We start from the raw sequence: 17,857 nt of genomic DNA, 5'->3' as shown, positions 1-17,857 counted from the left end.
TTTTCACTTACAAAATAAAAGGAGTGCACAATCGCACTCCTTTTTAGCATGTTACAATTCCCATGGATATTTTGTTAATGGGATATCTTCATAGTCCTCTGGGTTTAGGTCGTAGACAGCTCCACTTGCAACACCTTTAATGATTCCCATCAAACCGGTTTCTACCCCTTTTACAAGCATTCCTTTCTTCTTTTGACCCATGCTATGTGTTTGACCGGTAACTTCAAATAACACGGTACCACTACCATTTAAAGCAAATGAGCCTAATGCCGTTCCTGGTAAATCTAGTCCTTGTCTATATAATGTTATATTGTCAAACGGAGAGTTGCCCATTTGTTGTAATTCATTGTAAGCGGCGACATTTAATTGACGTGAAAAGTCATAGTCATATTTGTCAGCATATTCATTATATTTTTCTCCTTCTTCACTCTCCGGATGTGGAACAAACTGTCCAGAAAGCGATAAAGTGACAGGGTCATCAGAACCGTCATCAACGTAGTACAATCCTTGATGATGCAAATCGATAAATACATCAACGTTGCCAAACTCATCTAATAATGATTTATAAACATCTCTTACTGTTTGCGCTTCAGGTGTTATGTACCAACCTGGTTCAGACGACTGGCCCGGAAAATCTTCCGCCATAGGCGTGTAGTCAAGGTTAGGATTGAAATCTCGATTTACATCAAAACCTGGTCGATTAGTATAATCGTCACCTTGAAGTTTTGCTCTACCATCTGCATGATAGTGGTTCCACGATGGTACAGCATCCTCTAATTGTGGAAACTTCTTAGTTACATCATCCCATGACATATCATTTCCTCTACGGTCTAATTCAGACGCGTCTGGATTCATTTTTGGTAACATGACCAATGTTACTTCTTCTAAAATCTCTTCAACTTCAGCGTTTTGACTTGATGATAACTGTTGAAGAATATTTAATAATGCTTCTGTACCCGTTTTTTCGTTACCATGAATTTCACTTTGTACAAGGATTACTTTATCACCATTCCCAATTCTTGCTTGATAAATGTCTCGACCTTGATTTGACTCCCCGACAACTTCTACCTCAACAAGACCTTTACTGTTTTTTTCAATCTTTTCTAATTTCTTCCCCAGTTGCTCATAATCAGTAAAACCATTGCTTTTGTATGTTTGTTCTTCTGGTGTTCCTGGGTGTTTTCCAGCTGCAAATACTGGCACTACAAGACTGAGAGCAAGAGCCATTACGACAATCGTAAATAAAACTTTTCTCAAAATAAAATCCCTCCTATCATTTTTCATATAGAAGGTTGTCACACATTATTTTCATGAATTGTCAAAAAAAGGTATTTATAACAGAAAAGTTTCGTCGTATTTATTTCTATTTTTGTCAAAAACTTGTCCTTTACGTTACCATATGCTGTATTGTACATATTTAGCAATTAAAGCTCATTTCTTAATGGCTTTGTTTATGAAAGACAATGTTGTCTTACAATATTCTCGGTTTGATAGATGATTTTTGACGTGGTCACCTTTTCTAGTAATCCATAATTTTTTGATCCCATTATATTTATCGAACATTTTCATTGTACAGTTATGGGGAATTGTTGAATCTTTCTCACTATGTATAAAAAAGATAGGACAATCTATATGTTTTAACGCATGGATCGGTTTACTCATCCGCGGGTGCAAGCCGTTGCAAACTAGAGGAAATGTTAACATGATAAAAGGATTGATAAAGCTCGGAAGTTTTGTCCATTTTGTTAAGTTCTCTATTAAATAATCCTCTAAGTTATGAAATGCACTATCCGTAATAATTACATCAACATTTCTTTCCTTTGCTGCCATGATGGCAGATGACCCACCAGTAGACCAACCGATTAATACAATGTTCGTATGCGGATTATGTTCTTTCACAAAGTCGATTGCCCCGATTAAATCATCTTGTTCGTGTATGCCTACAGTTGACTTGTTTCCCTCCGATGCACCACAATTTCGATAATCAAACATAAGGATATCAAATCCGTTATTCCTATAAAATTTCGCTAGATCAAGGGAACGATTCGGATATTTTGTCCGATTACCCAAATACCCATGCGAAAAGATGATGGTAGCTTTTGGTGCGTCTGATTTAATATACCATCCCTTTAAGGTGGTACTTTGGTCATTGCTCATAAAAGACACATCATGATAATTCATGTTATATTTTTTGGGTGTTCCCTTCACTTGGTAGCGCCTTGGGTGACATAGTCTCCATCCTACAATGATACCTATTGCAATCCATAACGGAGCCAATAGAATTTGAACCGTTAATATCATGATATGTTTGATGCTTTGGATAATTGCATTATTCACTTGTGTAACTTGCATTAGTTGAAACTCCCCCCTCCTAAAAAAGTCCTAATTCACTACACAATTTTACATTAATTACCTGTAATTATCTAGTGAATATGGTGCTTTTTTACAACTAAATACCTATGTTTACATATCTATAGAACTGATTTCATTCTTATGAATGAAACTTAGGATATGGGATATTTCTTTGTGGAAACATATTTAATACAGAATACAAACACGAGGTGGAAACAATGCCTTCATTTATATTTCGGATCATAATTGGTTTGATATTTGTTGTCATCTATATACTCATTGCTAATTATCTTCTCTCAACTGGGCGAGAAAGCCTGGATAAGTATTTATTCTTTATTATCTTTGGATTCCTTCTATTTCACACTCCACCAATGAAATTTGCTAATCCGATTAGAGCATATCGGGTTTACAGTAAATTTCGTAGGGATCCAAGTAATAAAGAACACATATTGAATGAATGGGACAAGTGATACATATATTAACGCCCTTTTCGTTTCCTGGCATTTGATTTTTTGATTTTCATAACCTTGCTTGCAGGCTGTTTTCGTGTCCATTTTATAAATCGGGCAATGTTTTCATCATTTCTTAAGTCATTTACAGTAGTTAAGCGTGTAGCAATTTCCCGATTGGTGTAAAGAGCGTGAATTTGTTTATGGCATGGTATACTAAATTGGTAGTAGGACCAAAGGTACCTCCCATTTCTTTAGGAACCAGGTGATGAACAGTTGTCTCAACACCAGATCGAGTACAAAGTTCACAAACATCCATTTTTATAACCTCCGGTAAAAAGATAAGGATCAAGTTACAACACGAATGTCATCGTCAAAAACAATTATATATCAATCCCCTTTTGTATATGATTGACAAACTTCACTGTATTGACACAAAGAAGGACCCGTCATAAGACGAGCCCTTCCTAAACTGGCAATTAAGTAATATTATCTCTTAAAAATTACCCCAGCCAAGGTTTTCCCAATTTGAATCAGGATCATTAAAGTATGTTAGACCGTAGGTACTATCATCTTGTGTTTTACCTAAGTTTATTAATGATTGTCTAGCTGTATAGACGTCGTTTTCATCTCTTACTCCATCTCCATTAAGGTCCCTAGTTCCTTCTGATACATAATGTAAAGCTGCTAATCCAGCTGCATGAGGTGATGCCATACTTGTTCCACTATAATGATCATAGCCACCTGGTACAGTCGAATAAATATCTACTCCTGGTAATAATAAGTCAATGGCAGCACCGGAAGATGATACAGGGTTATCTTTTACTACATTTCTAGCATAGTTACTAAACCAAGCAAAGGAATCGTCTTCTCCATCCCGTATACCATCACCATTTCTATCATCTGTTCCCCAACTTGAAAGAGAACCATCTCCTCCAGGCTGACCGTCCGTATCACTTAAAGCGGAAATAGTTGCTACTTCTGGATAAGAAGCAGGTAAGTAATCATCTGATGTTCCAAAAACACCATCAGCGCCATATACATCATCTGAATCGTTGCCGGCAGCAACCGCATAAAAGACACCTGCAGCTACAGAGTTTTGAATCGCTGTCCGGAGGGTACTATTCAAGCCTTGCCCGCCTAAACTCATATTCGCCACTTCGATTTCATCTGCATTTTCCGTTACCCAATCGACACCAGCAATGATATCTGAAAACCAACCAGAACCGTTGTTATCTAAAACACGTACTGCCCATAAACGAGCACCAGGTGCAACACCTACCACACCAATGCCATTGTCGAGGGCTGCAGCAGTACCGGCAACATGTGTACCATGACCATTCCCGTCATCATATCGGTGACTCGGCCCTGTTGAAAAGTTACGCCCATCATAAACATTTAAGTCGGGATGATCTACGTCGATTCCTGTATCAAGTATGGCAATATCAACATCAACACGATCATCGATGTTATCAATGTTGGCAAGGTTATTCTTTTCTACGTTAATTCGGTCTACACCTGTTGGTAATGTTTGGTTTAATGTATGTGCTTGGAGGTCTTTTTCAACTAATTTTACGGTTGGAAGGTTTTGCAGCAGACTGGCGACTTCTGGAGATAATTGCGCCGAAAAACCTTTTACTGCATGTTCATATACATGGTTTGTTTTGATGTCATACTGGTTGGATAATAGTTGCACTTCTTTTTGTGTATCGACAAATCCATAAAACTGTACAATGTACCTTTCTGTACGTTCTCCTTCCGCATTGGCCGTAATAAAAAACATTGAACCAATTAGAAACAGAGAAAGCACAAAACTATAAACTACCTTTTGTTGCAATTTCATAACCATAGTTCTCCTCCTTTGATATCATATCGTTGAAATTGTATGTGACACATTGACCTGAAAGTCAGGTTCACTCAAAAATGAGGAGAACTAACTACTAAACGATAACGTGTAATGTGACTTAAGGAAAAATCATTAAAAACAACTCACGCCCTTAGCACTACAAAAATGTTTATCTTATCCAACAATTCCAAAAAGGAATGGATTACATTCATCTTGTCATTAATTACAATTTTCCCATGCTTTTCAAATCATGTCTTAAGTCCTGCGATGGTTTCATGGCTGCATGTAGTCCTATCATTGGGAGGTATTGTTTATGTTGCTAGGTAAGGGGGATCAGTCCTACTTTCAATTCTAAAGAATTTAAGGTTTTCAAATCACATGGGGATATGATGAAATGGTAAGCCAGTTTCAAAAAAGACTGAGTACTCTTATACTCAGTCTTTTGCTATTTGAATATAACATGTTTGTGGTTAACTCCTGTGATCAATTAATTCTTTATAACAAGGCAGCTGCTTCTACAATTTCTAAAGATAAGTTCTCGTTTGTTGCTAAATCAATCTCATAGGGAATGACTTCTTTATCTTCTTCATTTTTAATGATACGTATTTGCGGCCTTCCTACTGCATGAAAATTATATTTAGAAACAATACCTGTCCTTCCATCATCCAGTTTAACAGTAAGGCCTTCAGGGTAAATGGCGATACACCCTTTGAATAGTTGGACTTGTTTACTTTCAAACTGGGTTCCTGAACCACTATATAACAACTCTAATGCCTTATGTGGTAAAACTGCTGGTCGGTATACACGATGACTTGTTACGGCATCGAACACATCAGCAACGCTTAAAATCTTTGAATAATTATGAATTTCTTCCCCAATAATTCCCCGTGGATATCCTTTACCATCAATTCTTTCATGGTGTTGTAGTGCACAGTGGGCTACTGGGAGAGGAATTTCATGAATTTTTCGTAATGTTTGATAGCCGAGCTCACTATGTTTTTTTACTTCCTCATATTCTTCCATTGTTAACTTACCCGGTTTATTTAATATATTAGGGTCAATGTACATCTTACCAACATCATGTAACATCGCTCCTAAACCAATTTCTTCAATATTTTTTAACAACAATCCATTTTCCAATGCTAATTGGCACGAGTAAATGGCAACATTTACACTATGGGAGTAGACGTAGTTATCATGAATTTTCGTTGATGCTAATAAATTAATAGCCGTACGATTTTCCCTTAAACAACTTAATATATCTTTAAATACTTTGTTTATACTACGTACAACTCGACCTGACTTCATCATATTTTGTAAATTATTTTTATTAGAAGTAGTGGAAGTAATGGTATTTAATCCTTCTGTAATCACTTGAACGGCTTCATTACGAAGTTCAATTGGGATTGAATCAATCACTTCAATTCCTTCTGATAAATCATCTTCAATATAAATCGTATGTATACCATGTTGTGTTAATTTTTTCAATAATCCTTTATGGAGTTCTGTGCCTTGCGCTAACAGTACAGATCCTCTTTCGTTATATATTGTTTTTCCAAGTGTCATACCAGTGTCACAATGGTCAACTCGTATTAATCTCATATTCTTTACTCCTATTAGTAAAATATCTAACAACATGAACATTTATTCTATGGGAATTATATCATAATATCATTTCCCTACCCGACTTTTATAAAAAAAAGATACGTTTAAAAAAACGCATCTTTTGATTATTTATTCATATTCTTTTTCAATAGGTTTTGTACTACGAATTGTATCAATCGGTCGCACATAGCTTTCAATTTGTTCACGCTTTGATTCTAAAAACGGTGGTAACGATAACTTTTCACCAAGTGTTTCATAGGGCTCATCCCCCATAAAGCCTGGACCATCAGTTGCAAATTCAAACAAAATTTGTGGAGCTACACGTGAGTACAATGAGCCAAAAAAGAAACGATCTACAAACCCGGACGTTTGAAAGCCAAAACTCCTCATACGCTTATCCCATTCGTTTAAGACCGAGCGATCTTCAACACGGAAAGCTGCATGATGAACTGTTCCGTACCCTTGGCGTGCGTCCGGTAACATAACGTTATGTTCGACTACAACTTGTGCACCATTCCCACCTTCTCCCACTTCAAATAAGTGAAATGACCCATCCTTATCAATTTCTTTAAACTGGAGTACCTTCTCCATCATTTCTTTAAAATACTCAAAGTTTGCTACACGTACATAAAGTGGGCCTAATCCTGTTATAGCATATTCCAACGGAATCGGACCCTTTTGCCATGGTGTTCCCGACGAAACTCCTTCATTATTTTCATCAGATACCAGTTGGTATTGTTGATCATCAAAATCTACAAATGATAGTGTTTTTTTACCAAACTGCTCTTTAATACCAGAATGTTTAACCTGTAACCGATTAAAACGTTTCACCCAGTACTCTAAAGCAGCATCATCTGGTACACGAAGAGAGGTTTTGAATATCTCATTTGTGCCATGAGAGCCCTTCGGTATACCCGGAAAATCAAAAAATGTCATATCCGTACCTGGACTCCCTTTATCATCTGCAAAAAATAAGTGGTAAGTTCCTATATCATCTTGGTTAACGGTCTTCTTGACGAGGCGCATCCCTAAAACGTAAGTAAAAAATTCATAATTTTTCTCGGCGCTACTTGTAATAGCCGTAACATGATGTATGCCCTTTAAACTCATTAGTTTCCCTCCAATGATTTATTTTATATGGTTTAAACTTGCGTCCTTCTACCTATACACTGCAACACTATTCATTTTCGTTTAAATTATCTCGGATTCGAAACAAATGTATCATACATAGAATTTGTGGTCAATATGATTGCTATAGACATTTTTGGGTATGATATTTATTCGTCTAATGAAGAAGGAGGCATTTTCTTTGAATAAAGATGTAGACGAGGCGAGATATAGTCGCGAACATCTAGCTAATGAAAGAACCTTTTTGGCATGGCTCCGTACAGCGATAGCTACAATGGGTGTAGGTTTTATCGCTTCTGTTTATCATTTTCAAATGAATATTTATCCTTCACGTTTAGGAGACATCATCGCTTTATTAATAGGACTATCATCTTTGCTTTTAAGTATTTTAACTGTTTGTTTTGCTTTATATAGCTACTTCACAAAACGAAAACAGATAAATAAACAAATGTTTCGTTCATCCAATAAATTACTGGTTATCATTACTTTATTTATTCTCATCTTGTCATGTTTATATGTCATTTATCTTATCGTTGTTTATTCTTCTTAATTTCATGGAAAAATGTGAATACCTTTCAACTTGATCAACGTTAGGGGAATTTTTCATGTTCAACAAACAAATGTATTGGTTACGTTCAAGGTTTTGGTTTATTCCATTGATGTACGGTGGCTTTGCAGTACTTCTAGCTATCTTCAGTTTATGGTTTGAATCTCGAGTGCAAAACACTGCATTAATACATAGTTTATTTTTATCAGACTTAGATTTATCCCAAACCATTCTTAGCTCTATATCAGCTTCATTATTAACAATGACAACGATTACGTTTTCAACAATCTTGGTAGTATTAACCACATATTTATCTGAGTTTTCACCTCGAGCATTGCAAAATTTTATCATCGATAAACATACTCAACGTGTATTAGGGATTTTTGTCGGTGGTTTTATATACTCAATTTTACTTCTGCTTTTTCTACGTGAATCAACGGAGAAGAAAGAATTTGTGGTACCATCCTTTGCTGTTTTGTTGGCTATTATTTGTTTAATTGTATTTGTATTCTTTATCCATCATGTTAGCAGTTGGATTCAAGTTAGTAATTTAATACATACTATTACATTGGAAACAGTAGATAAAATAGAAAAAGATTTACAAGACCGTAAAGATGTTAATGAGGATGCTCCTTGGGAGGATTGGGAAAGTGAGGAAATATCCCATATGAAACCTATACAAATACTAGGGAAAAAAGCGGGATATATCCAACATTTCGATGTAGATGGGTTGATGAAGCAAGCAACAAAAGATGATTGTATTGTGAAGGTCGAGAAGGAAATAGGAGAATATGTGGATGAGGATACCTCCCTTCTTTCCATTTGGACAATGTACCCTCATAACATATCGAATGACTATGACAAATATATTTCTGTAGGTGCTAGAAAAGTCGCTTATGACGATATTGAATTTGGGCTAATTAAACTAGTTGAAATAGGTTTACGTGCTTTATCTTCTGGCATCAACGACCCAAACACTGCGATAAACTGTATTGAAAATTTAGGGAAGTTATTGGCGAAGTTAGGGAAAAAACATTTACCCCGTAATTTTCTTAATGATGAAGAGAAAAACCTGCGGGTCATTTTACAGCGACCATCCTTCGCAGATTACTTATATAAAAGTTTTTATCAAATTCGTCAAAACGGCTCCGATGATATATCGGTTTTATCATCGCTAATTTCAACATTAGCCTTTATAGCGGAATCTAACTCAGAACTTATTAAACAAGATGTATGGGAATTTTCACAATATATTGTTGAAGGCATTGATCGAGAAGCGTTATTATCCCTTGATCGAAAACATTTAAACAAGCAATTAACATTATTATATAAAGCTACTGGTCACAAAAATAAATTTGAGCCGATATAACTTTCTTCGTCTCACCTATGCTAAGATAATATAAAATATTTTATCCAAATATTTAAGGAGACTTGAAAAATTGATTGAAGTATATACGGACGGAGCGGCAAAAGGAAATCCCGGATTAAGTGGAGTAGGGATTTTTATAAAAGACAATGAAACTGTATATCAATATTCCTTTCATTTAGGGACTTACTCCAGTCACGAAGCAGAATTTATGGCGGTTATAAAAGCATTAGAAATTTGTCAAACATTATTTCCTAATGAAATTTTATCGTTTCGTACGGATTCACGTGTTGTTGTAGACGTTATCGAAAAAGATTTTACGAAGAATAAAAACTTTCTACCCTACCTAGAAAAAATACGTAACGAAGCGAGTCGTTTTCCATATTTTTTTATCAAGTGGATTCCGAAGACGAAAAATAAGCAAGCCGATAAACTAGCAAAAGAGGCTATACACACAACAAAAACGTGAACCTAATCATGAGGTTCACGTTCATTCAAATAGTATTATACATGAATGATTAAATTAAATTTATCATATAGTTCCTGCTGGACTTTATTATAATATTCGTCACTAACGATCCCTTTAGCACCGCGTAATATTTCAGTAGCATAATTTATAGGTGGTGCAATTTCAGGTTGTTTTTCAATAACAAGAAACGTTAAGACATCGTGATATTTCTTTTCATTAATGATTACATCAATAAAGGCTGGGCGATACGCACCTGCGTAGACCCCTTCTCTTTTAAACAAATATGATAAAGCCTCTTTCCCGATTTCATAAACTTTTCCTTCTACCTTGTGACCATTTGTTTCAACGATATCAGCTCGGGCGCCATCATGTGAATGTTTGGTGAAAGATAGTAGATAACCATCTACAACCCCACACCCCAACATACTGGAAAAATGATGATCTACATTTGCTAATTGAAATCGCTCATCATCCATGCACGAACCGTAAGCAAAATATAAAAAAGAATCTTTATTTAAATGTTGATGACATTTCCAATCACCAAATTGAACTTCCTCTAAATTACGTATTTTTGTAACATCATATGTATAAACATATGCATTCACTGCCCCGTTGTCCGTATATATTGTGACGAATTCCCTTTCATAGTGGTTCTGTGACGCCCCTTCTCTAAATCCTTCTAACTCATCCACTTTCTGCAACTGCTCATCATTAACATCATAAAGTTCACCATATGTTAATTTGCTTGCATCGATTACCATTGCGGGATAGCCATTTCCTGTATCATATAACCTTCCATATGTCCATGCCTGGTGGGCAATACATGTTGCATTATCTAACAATCTTTCATTCTTTTCATGTTTTCGTAAAGTTCCATAAACAAAAACTTTGTGATTTTTGTTGTTCATGATATCACCCTTGTGAAAATGTTTTTCTTATTCTATCATAAATTTTCCACTTTATTGTGTACGATTTCAAATCTCCTTAACTTCATCATCGAGACAATGCTTAATATTGGACCAATACTTAAAATCGTAAAAACCCATTCCCATCCAATCATAGGTTGTAATATAGAAATTAAGTAAATCGGTATCGTTGTGACGAAAAACCCGACAGACATCTGGAATGTAAGAGCTGTTCCAATGTATTCAGGTTGAGCAAATTCTGCCACTGACGCAGAAAACTGACCTGAATCACCAATAACGGACATTCCCCATAACGTCGATATGATGACTGTAACCCAAATAGACTTGCCATATGTAAAACCTATAGTACAAGAACACATTGCACTAATGGACAATGCCAGGATTGTAAACTTTGATTTTCCTATTTTATCTGCCCAAATGCCGCCTATTACGCAGCCAACTCCTCCACCTATACCGATTGCGACAAATGCGACAAATGCAGGAAATAAAGAACTTACGTTACCAGATTCCACGTTAAAACTGACCATTAAAAAAGCTGGTAACCATGTCCACATCCCATATAGCTCCCACATATGCCCAAAATAACCGAAATTAGCTAACATAACAGGCCTATTTTGTAATACTTTCTTTAATATCTTCATAGAGAATTTGTGATGTTGGGCAAGAGGTTCTTTATCTATTAATATGAAACGAACGATAATAGCCGCTACTAGCGCTAAACAGGAACTCGCTAAAATAACATATTGCCAGTTCATAAAGGAAAAGATCGTAACGATAACGTGAGGAAGAGCTGAACCTAAGGAGAGAGCACCTATCAAGACCCCCATTGCCGTTCCTCTTTTTCGGGGAAACCATTGCGTTAATAATTTAACAGCAGGAGGATAAACTCCTGCGAGAGCTAGACCGGTTAACAATCGCAGTATAATACCTATAAAAGCATTGTTTACAAATATAAGTAATCCATTAAAAATCGCTCCGAATAAAGCTAAAACGGAGAAAATGCTGCGATTATTATATCGATCCGTTATTCCGAGACACGCACTTATGAGTGTTCCCGAAATAAACCCTATGTGAACAGAGGCAGTTACCCATGATTTTAGCAGAGGACTTAAGTCCCACACTTTATGAAGCTCACTAATGATAGCCGTTGCACTAAACCATAAACTAAGGACAAATAATAATGAAATGGAAATCCAACATAATGCCACCCATTTCCCCATCATGATATGTTCCTCTTCCTAAATTTGACATCCCTCTCTATAACATACTAATAGTTCGGAATGGATATATATGACAAATAAATTAAATACGTAAAATTTGCAAAGATGTAAGGTGTACAAAATGGATAAAAGTATTCATAATTTAAAAACACCTGCTAATGCAGGTGTTTCTCATTACGTTTCATCTATTAAAACTCCTTGCAAAATAAACCGTTCAGGTGCAGGTCCAATAAAGTCAAACGGATAACACGTAATAATTGTGATGGTTGCAGACTCCGTTGGAACAATAATTGTGCGGTCATGTTTATCGACTACTAATTGTTCTTGAATTTCGTAAACGAACGTACCTTTAGCAGTTGTAATTCTCACTATATCTCCTATTTCCACGTTTTTTAACGATTTAAATACCGTATCGCGATGCCCTGCCAACACAGTGTTATCAGTTTCACCTGGAAGTACGCTTCCTTCATAATGCCCAACACCTTTATCTAATTGCTCTACTCCTGTTCCTTCAATTATTGCAGCTTCTAATTTTATGGACGGAATCTCGATTTTTGCAAATACTTCTCCCACTTTAGGGCGTTCCTCATAATGTGTTTGACTAAAACGGGTTGCTTTAATAACAGGTTTTTGTTCATCTAAATATTCAGGAGAGCTAAGTTCCTCGCTAAACTGAAGAAGTGCTTTATCTGCTTTCACTTCTGTTACATAAATTTGTGCCAAGGAGTAGATTGCTGATAGTGTTGACATGAAGAATATGGCAAACATTAACCAATTTAACAAACCCCATTGTCTCATCTGTCATCACCAATTAAGAATTTATATGAAACTTTTTCAAAGCTAGTATCATGATTCCAGAGATCCCTGCGGTAAGAACACTTAAAAGTAAGAAATTAAACCACGGTGTGGAAGTGTTTGGTAACTCTCCTCCATCTACAGTTTTTGGATACTCATTTTGACTAGATTGATTGTTTTGGTCATTTCCTTCCTTATTTTTGTCATCTACTTTCCGATTGTCACTTAAATGATCCTCATTTTGTTCTGATGAGGTAGTTTCAGAATCATCATTTCTTTCAGAGATTGAATGATTTGAGCTGGATATTTCTATCCAATAGTTGATGGAACCTTTTCCCTCTACTCCAGCATACTGTTCAGCAGGAGTGAACGTTTCTACAGTCCCATCTGTTTTCGTCACAATAATTTCTGATATATCAGGTTTTACAATTTCATCTGGCTTTTTAACTGTATACAATTTAGGATTTTTTTGTTCAAGTGGGAGTTCATCACCTTTATATAGAACGGAAACATTAGATATAAGGTCCTCACCAGATTGTATATGAATGTGAATACTTGTATTTTTTGCTAACACAGTAGTTGGATTCAACATCCAACTTAGTGAAAAAGAGATAGTCAATAATATTATTGGGATAAATCTTTTCGTGAATAGGTTGAACAAGCTGATTACCTCCAAATTCAAAGTTTTAAACAACAAGCAATATTCAACCTATGTATTTTTTTATGTCTCGTTACAACTTTTTGTCGATTTGTGTAATATATCATACAAAAAGACAGCTAACACCCAAAGGTATTAGCTATCTTGTCTGATCGCGTCCATTATATTGTAATCATCTATATTTAAATCTGTAAGTTTTCCTAACACTAATTTAGCTAGTTCTGCACCTAGATAAGGCCCGCTCGTAAGACCAGATGCACCTAGTCCATTAGCAAGCCATAATCCTTTATAATATGGCATCGGTCCCACTACCGGGAGAAAATCTGGCGTAAAAGGACGAAAACCTACACGAACTTCCAATAAACTACCCTTTCTTAAACCTGGAGCTATCGATAACGTTTTGTCGAAAATGTCATGAATACCACCAGCGGTCACGCGGGAATCAAAACCTACTTCATCCTCGTGAGTTGCTCCCATTACAATTTTGCCATTTTGAAAAGCTAAAATATATTTGTTATTCGGCGGCATCACAACAGGCCAATCATTAGTATCATGTCCTCGTAACTGTAAATGGATAATTTGTGCTTTTTGAGGAGAAACGGAAAAGGTAACATCTAACGGTTTCATTAGATCACGAGCCCAAGCTCCAGCCGTGACAATAACTTGTTCTCCCTCTAATACTTCATCATCTACGATAATACCTGTTATCTCATCTCGTTCAATATGTAATTTAGCATCCCCGGTACGGACTTTTGCTCCATATTTCCTGGCAGCTCGAATTAAAGAGTCCCTAAGTGCCCTGCCGTTTACCCGGGCACCTCCACTAATATACACTGAACCGTATTGTTCAGAGAGTGGTGGAAACAGTGCTTGTGTTTCTTTTGGTGTAAGTCTTTTAATTTCACCAATTTCTGGGGCATCTTCCCTTCTGGCGTATGCCCTTTCCTCCATTTTGTTCAGTTTCGTTTTATCCGAATGGAGACTAAGTGCACCTACTTGTCGATAACCAGTCTCTTTTTCACCCAATTCATGGAGTTCTTCAATTAGTGAGGGGTAATATTTTGCTCCCCCTTTTACTAAACGATACCACGGTTTGTTACGTCTCTGCGTTAGCCATGGACAAACAATTCCGGCTGCTGCTTCTGTCGCTTGTCCTTCGTCATATCGATCCACAATAGTAACATCTACAGCGGCCTTCGCTAAGTGGTAAGCGGTTGATGCTCCTAAAATACCTGCTCCAACGACTATGTATGACATCATTAAACACCTTTCAAAGTTTGTCTTATTTCTCACATTTTACTAAAAAACGAATACGTGCTCAATTACAGAAATATAAGCTCTTTACTTATGATACAATTATCCAGATTTGTAATATTTATTTGAGGATGATCGTCATGTTTTCCAGTTTAATAGCAGTATGGTTGATTTTCATTGTAACAATTGTTTTCATTAACAAAACATTAATACGCACCTCCACCATGGCTGCAGTGATGGCTTTTGGCATTGTAATATACGGTATCGCCGGCTTCGGTTTGAATGTTGAACTATCTACCAATGTGTTTTGGAAATATATAACATTCTTCATATTTACTTTATGGACTTTATTGATTTCGTCCTATGCGTACTCCCTTTTATCCCGTAATTTTCATATCATCCATTTTTCAAACCCTATCAATCGCTTTGGGATAGGTACATGGATTGCCGGAACATCTATATGCACTCTTTTGTTTCATGAACAATACGCACAATACCTAACTGTCTCAATCGCAATGGTTGGTTTTGAACTTGTATTATGGATGGTATATGTTTTGTTTTGTATAAAAAGTTTTTTAGAAATAAAACGTAATGGAAAACAACATGTTCACGGTATTATTTTACTTTCAACTGTTAGTACACAATCTGTAGTTATAACGTTAAACACCGTTGTTGATGATGTGCCCTTTACGTTAAATTTGGCCATGATTATTGTTGGCCTTTGCTTCTACTTCATTTCCGTATGGTATATGGTCCAACGATACATGCTCTATTCATGGAAAATTGAAAAAGACTGGATAGTGACAAACTGCATTTTACATGGTGCACTTTCGATTACAGGTGTGGCATGTTTCTTGACCGGCGACGTAAGTCACTCCGTCCTCCTTACAATTTGGATAGGGACTACAATTGTTTTTCTGTTAGTAGAAACAGTAGAGGTTACCCGACTAATCAAACGTATAAAGATATATGGAATAAAACAGGGGCTATTTCTGTATGACCAGACCCACTGGAGTAGAATATTTACATTTGGTATGTATTACACATTCACAGCTTATGTAATACAAATTTCACCATTTGCACATGTTCAAATGAACATTCTAAAAATAGGTTTGCCGATTCTATTATTATTGTTAGGCATTGAATTTGTTATATTTATATCTCATCTTGTAAATAAACTTCAACAGAAATATAAACAAGCAGATCAAATAAACAAGAAAAAAACCATGTAATGGAGAACGGTTCTATGAAATATAACGGATACTATGCTCCCCAAAATTCACAATAACTCAAACGTCTCAAATGACATCGATGTTTCAATCGATAAACACACCCAAATCATCAAAAAAATGGTGGAACATAAATGTATAGCTAATGAAGAAAAGGATAGACATAATGTCTATCCTTTTGTTATATTTTTCTGTTTTCCAGGGGAAAATGAGCGTATCTAATATGAAGAGGAATGATTTAAAAATGGATGTATACGAACTTTTCTTACGTGTTTTTTTATCCTATGTTGTACTTTTTATCCTAACCCGGATTATGGGAAGAAAAGAAATCAGCCAAATGACGTTCTTTAATTTTGTTTCAGCTATATCCATTGGTTCCATTGCTGCGGCACTTGTTGTCAATAATAATGTTTCCATCCGGAACGGTATATTAGCATTAGTCGGTTGGACGATTATCACTTTAATTTTAGAGTTTCTTGATATCAAGTCATTCACAGCTAGAAAACTCATTGTAGGAGAACCAGTGGTAGTCATTCATAAGGGGAAAATTATGGATAACGGAATGCAAAAAACCCGTCTCGTTATAGGAGAATTAATCGCAATGTTACGACAAAAAAATATCTTTTCGATTCAGGATGTAGATTATGCCATTATAGAACCGAGTGGCCGTTTATCTGTAAAATTAAAATATGACAATTTACCCGTAACGAAACGTGACTTAAATGTTTCGAATGCACCTAGTCACAACTATTCACCAGATACTACTGGTGTTATATTCGACGGAAAGGTAAATAAAACAAATTTGGAAAACTTAAATCTGAATGAAAGATGGCTAAAAACCCAACTACAACAACAAGGTGTTCAATCTGCTAAAGAAGTATTTTATGCTGAAGTTCAGAATGATGGAACCTTATATATTGATAAAAAAGATGACCAAATTCATTAAGCGAAAATAATCCACCCCCATTTTTTCACGGAAAATAAACTTTTTCCTTGCGAAATGCAAAATTTCCTTATAAACTATTAAAAGTCAGTTCATAATGGAAACTGTGATTAAAATGGGGTTGGATGGGTGACTGGTGTCCTCCTGGGTCTTCAAAACCCTGAGGGGCCTGCGTGCCAGGCTCGGTGGGTTCGATTCCCACACAATCCCGCCAAATCTATTCACGAAAACATTTATACTATAAACAGAAACCTGTTACTAAAATGCAAACCGTTCTGTTTTAGAGTAAAATTTTACAAACAGTAGGTTAAAACGCAATATATTTAACAACCGAAACAAACAATGAAAATCACGTTATAATTGGCACTAAAAAACGCTCAGTGATTTTTTAATCTCTGAGCGTTTCCTTTTATTATCTTCTTTAACTAAAGTACTCACTAGTTGAAAATAGGTACTTCAAAGAAAATTCACCGTATCACATTCTTCCTACTTACTCTTTGCTTATTTCAGGAACTTTCCCGATCGTTAAAGAAAGTATTTTATAGGGATAACGTACTTTATTTCTTATAAATTAGCTTAAACCTTTCACAAACAACTGGGATTTTGTAATTAAACTCTTGATATATAATTTCAAACTCTTTTTTGAAGAAGGTTTCGTGAACATCACGCCAATATGTTAGCGTACGGTCACCTTCACCTTCTAAATAGGCATGTTCTGCAGTAACTTCATCAAAAGGAACAACCTCTACTGATGTAGTTTCTACTATTCCAACAGCTTTTCCATCCCCGTCGAGAATAATATTATGAAGACCAACAAACGGTAATACCTCATTTTCCAATTCATATAACGTATAGTTCGATGATGTTGCTGTTTTCTTTCCTTCTAACACTAAATTTGCAAGTTCATCAGCCATTTCTTTTGAATCTCCAAAAGCCCATGCCTCATAATCTTTTGGTGCATTCGGATTAATTTTTCGATAGTTTTCCCACATTTGAATAGTTGAATTATTACTCATATATATCAACCTACTTTCTAATTAACTGATTATAATACTTTGGATTTGTTTTTC

General features: G+C 35.8%; 16 protein-coding genes, 1 tRNA gene and 1 pseudogene. 6 read left to right on the top strand and 12 right to left on the bottom strand.

Annotated elements, in window-relative coordinates:
* Nucleotides 1-51: 51 nt before the first annotated feature.
* From NLW78_RS05305 to NLW78_RS05280, 6 genes and pseudogenes are all read right to left on the bottom strand, one after another.
* Entirely contained in the window at nucleotides 52-1,227 is a 1,176-nt protein-coding gene (locus NLW78_RS05305) for a M14 family zinc carboxypeptidase (RefSeq protein ID WP_437181949.1), read from the bottom strand.
* A gap of 204 nt (nucleotides 1,228-1,431) precedes the next feature.
* Complete coding sequence (locus NLW78_RS05300; protein WP_254495938.1) at nucleotides 1,432-2,352, bottom strand: alpha/beta hydrolase; 921 nt, start codon at nucleotides 2,350-2,352, stop codon at nucleotides 1,432-1,434.
* A gap of 478 nt (nucleotides 2,353-2,830) precedes the next feature.
* Nucleotides 2,831-3,120, bottom strand: a pseudogene (gene hlpB / locus NLW78_RS05295) (HNH nuclease-like protein HlpB).
* A gap of 177 nt (nucleotides 3,121-3,297) precedes the next feature.
* On the bottom strand, nucleotides 3,298-4,644 hold the full coding sequence (locus tag NLW78_RS05290) for a S8 family peptidase (protein ID WP_302328419.1): 1,347 nt from the start codon (nucleotides 4,642-4,644) through the stop codon (nucleotides 3,298-3,300).
* A gap of 498 nt (nucleotides 4,645-5,142) precedes the next feature.
* Nucleotides 5,143-6,249, bottom strand: coding sequence for an HD-GYP domain-containing protein (locus NLW78_RS05285; protein WP_254495937.1), 1,107 nt, complete (start codon nucleotides 6,247-6,249; stop codon nucleotides 5,143-5,145).
* A gap of 132 nt (nucleotides 6,250-6,381) precedes the next feature.
* Nucleotides 6,382-7,362 (bottom strand): ring-cleaving dioxygenase, encoded by a 981-nt coding sequence (locus tag NLW78_RS05280; protein WP_254495936.1) that lies wholly within the window; start codon nucleotides 7,360-7,362, stop codon nucleotides 6,382-6,384.
* Between the two features lie 199 nt (nucleotides 7,363-7,561).
* Here NLW78_RS05280 and NLW78_RS05275 point away from each other — a divergent pair, with 199 nt between their 5' ends.
* The 3 genes from NLW78_RS05275 (at nucleotide 7,562) to NLW78_RS05265 (ending at nucleotide 9,762) form a co-directional block, all read left to right on the top strand.
* Nucleotides 7,562-7,930 carry a YidH family protein gene (locus tag NLW78_RS05275; RefSeq protein WP_254495935.1) on the top strand — a complete coding sequence of 123 codons (369 nt, stop codon included), beginning with the start codon at nucleotides 7,562-7,564 and terminating at the stop codon, nucleotides 7,928-7,930.
* A 55-nt stretch (nucleotides 7,931-7,985) separates the two neighbouring features.
* Nucleotides 7,986-9,296: a DUF2254 domain-containing protein gene (locus NLW78_RS05270; RefSeq protein WP_254495934.1), complete on the top strand. Its 1,311-nt coding sequence runs from the start codon at nucleotides 7,986-7,988 to the stop codon at nucleotides 9,294-9,296.
* Between the two features lie 70 nt (nucleotides 9,297-9,366).
* Nucleotides 9,367-9,762: a ribonuclease HI family protein gene (locus NLW78_RS05265; protein WP_254495933.1), complete on the top strand. Its 396-nt coding sequence runs from the start codon at nucleotides 9,367-9,369 to the stop codon at nucleotides 9,760-9,762.
* 35 nt (nucleotides 9,763-9,797) lie between these two features.
* On the opposite strand, the gene NLW78_RS05260 is transcribed toward NLW78_RS05265, so the two are convergent.
* The 5 genes from NLW78_RS05260 to NLW78_RS05240 all read right to left on the bottom strand — a co-directional run bounded on the left by NLW78_RS05260 (nucleotide 9,798) and on the right by NLW78_RS05240 (nucleotide 14,621).
* Nucleotides 9,798-10,670 (bottom strand): gamma-glutamylcyclotransferase family protein, encoded by an 873-nt coding sequence (locus NLW78_RS05260; RefSeq protein WP_254495932.1) that lies wholly within the window; start codon nucleotides 10,668-10,670, stop codon nucleotides 9,798-9,800.
* Between the two features lie 35 nt (nucleotides 10,671-10,705).
* Nucleotides 10,706-11,911: an MFS transporter gene (locus tag NLW78_RS05255; RefSeq protein ID WP_254495931.1), complete on the bottom strand. Its 1,206-nt coding sequence runs from the start codon at nucleotides 11,909-11,911 to the stop codon at nucleotides 10,706-10,708.
* Nucleotides 11,912-12,082: 171 nt separating this feature from the next.
* A complete protein-coding gene (srtD, locus tag NLW78_RS05250; RefSeq protein WP_254495930.1) occupies nucleotides 12,083-12,706 on the bottom strand; it encodes a class D sortase, LPxTATN-specific in 624 nt (207 codons plus the stop codon).
* 13 nt (nucleotides 12,707-12,719) lie between these two features.
* Nucleotides 12,720-13,364 (bottom strand): hypothetical protein, encoded by a 645-nt coding sequence (locus NLW78_RS05245; RefSeq protein ID WP_254495929.1) that lies wholly within the window; start codon nucleotides 13,362-13,364, stop codon nucleotides 12,720-12,722.
* A 132-nt stretch (nucleotides 13,365-13,496) separates the two neighbouring features.
* Nucleotides 13,497-14,621: an NAD(P)/FAD-dependent oxidoreductase gene (locus tag NLW78_RS05240; RefSeq protein WP_254495928.1), complete on the bottom strand. Its 1,125-nt coding sequence runs from the start codon at nucleotides 14,619-14,621 to the stop codon at nucleotides 13,497-13,499.
* A 134-nt stretch (nucleotides 14,622-14,755) separates the two neighbouring features.
* On the opposite strand from NLW78_RS05240, the gene NLW78_RS05235 reads away from it, so the two are divergent.
* The 3 genes from NLW78_RS05235 to NLW78_RS05225 all read left to right on the top strand — a co-directional run bounded on the left by NLW78_RS05235 (nucleotide 14,756) and on the right by NLW78_RS05225 (nucleotide 17,001).
* Nucleotides 14,756-15,847 carry a TDT family transporter gene (locus NLW78_RS05235; protein ID WP_254495927.1) on the top strand — a complete coding sequence of 364 codons (1,092 nt, stop codon included), beginning with the start codon at nucleotides 14,756-14,758 and terminating at the stop codon, nucleotides 15,845-15,847.
* A gap of 205 nt (nucleotides 15,848-16,052) precedes the next feature.
* Nucleotides 16,053-16,790, top strand: coding sequence for a YetF domain-containing protein (locus NLW78_RS05230; protein WP_254495926.1), 738 nt, complete (start codon nucleotides 16,053-16,055; stop codon nucleotides 16,788-16,790).
* 114 nt (nucleotides 16,791-16,904) lie between these two features.
* Nucleotides 16,905-17,001: transfer RNA gene (locus NLW78_RS05225), tRNA-Sec, on the top strand.
* 343 nt (nucleotides 17,002-17,344) lie between these two features.
* Here the strand turns inward: NLW78_RS05225 and NLW78_RS05220 are convergent.
* Nucleotides 17,345-17,803 carry an ASCH domain-containing protein gene (locus tag NLW78_RS05220; protein ID WP_254495925.1) on the bottom strand — a complete coding sequence of 153 codons (459 nt, stop codon included), beginning with the start codon at nucleotides 17,801-17,803 and terminating at the stop codon, nucleotides 17,345-17,347.
* Nucleotides 17,804-17,857 lie beyond the last annotated feature (54 nt).

The sequence above is a fragment of the Salirhabdus salicampi genome (assembly GCF_024259515.1).
Lineage (GTDB): Bacteria > Bacillota > Bacilli > Bacillales > Alkalibacillaceae > Salirhabdus_A > Salirhabdus_A salicampi.
This window is presented reverse-complemented; position numbering and strand designations above follow the sequence as displayed.

Excerpts from the sequence above, each read along its gene's own strand:
- NLW78_RS05305 (WP_437181949.1), bottom strand. The coding sequence starts at position 1,227 with ATGGCTCTTGCTCTCAGTCTTGTAGTGCCAGTATTTGCAGCTGGAAAA.
- NLW78_RS05300 (WP_254495938.1), bottom strand. The coding sequence starts at position 2,352 with ATGCAAGTTACACAAGTGAATAATGCAATTATCCAAAGCATCAAACAT.
- NLW78_RS05290 (WP_302328419.1), bottom strand. The coding sequence starts at position 4,644 with ATGAAATTGCAACAAAAGGTAGTTTATAGTTTTGTGCTTTCTCTGTTT.
- NLW78_RS05285 (WP_254495937.1), bottom strand. The coding sequence starts at position 6,249 with ATGAGATTAATACGAGTTGACCATTGTGACACTGGTATGACACTTGGA.
- NLW78_RS05280 (WP_254495936.1), bottom strand. The coding sequence starts at position 7,362 with ATGAGTTTAAAGGGCATACATCATGTTACGGCTATTACAAGTAGCGCC.
- NLW78_RS05270 (WP_254495934.1), top strand. The coding sequence starts at position 7,986 with ATGTTCAACAAACAAATGTATTGGTTACGTTCAAGGTTTTGGTTTATT.
- NLW78_RS05260 (WP_254495932.1), bottom strand. The coding sequence starts at position 10,670 with ATGAACAACAAAAATCACAAAGTTTTTGTTTATGGAACTTTACGAAAA.
- NLW78_RS05255 (WP_254495931.1), bottom strand. The coding sequence starts at position 11,911 with ATGATGGGGAAATGGGTGGCATTATGTTGGATTTCCATTTCATTATTA.
- srtD (WP_254495930.1), bottom strand. The coding sequence starts at position 12,706 with ATGAGACAATGGGGTTTGTTAAATTGGTTAATGTTTGCCATATTCTTC.
- NLW78_RS05240 (WP_254495928.1), bottom strand. The coding sequence starts at position 14,621 with ATGATGTCATACATAGTCGTTGGAGCAGGTATTTTAGGAGCATCAACC.
- NLW78_RS05235 (WP_254495927.1), top strand. The coding sequence starts at position 14,756 with ATGTTTTCCAGTTTAATAGCAGTATGGTTGATTTTCATTGTAACAATT.
- NLW78_RS05230 (WP_254495926.1), top strand. The coding sequence starts at position 16,053 with ATGAGCGTATCTAATATGAAGAGGAATGATTTAAAAATGGATGTATAC.
- NLW78_RS05220 (WP_254495925.1), bottom strand. The coding sequence starts at position 17,803 with ATGAGTAATAATTCAACTATTCAAATGTGGGAAAACTATCGAAAAATT.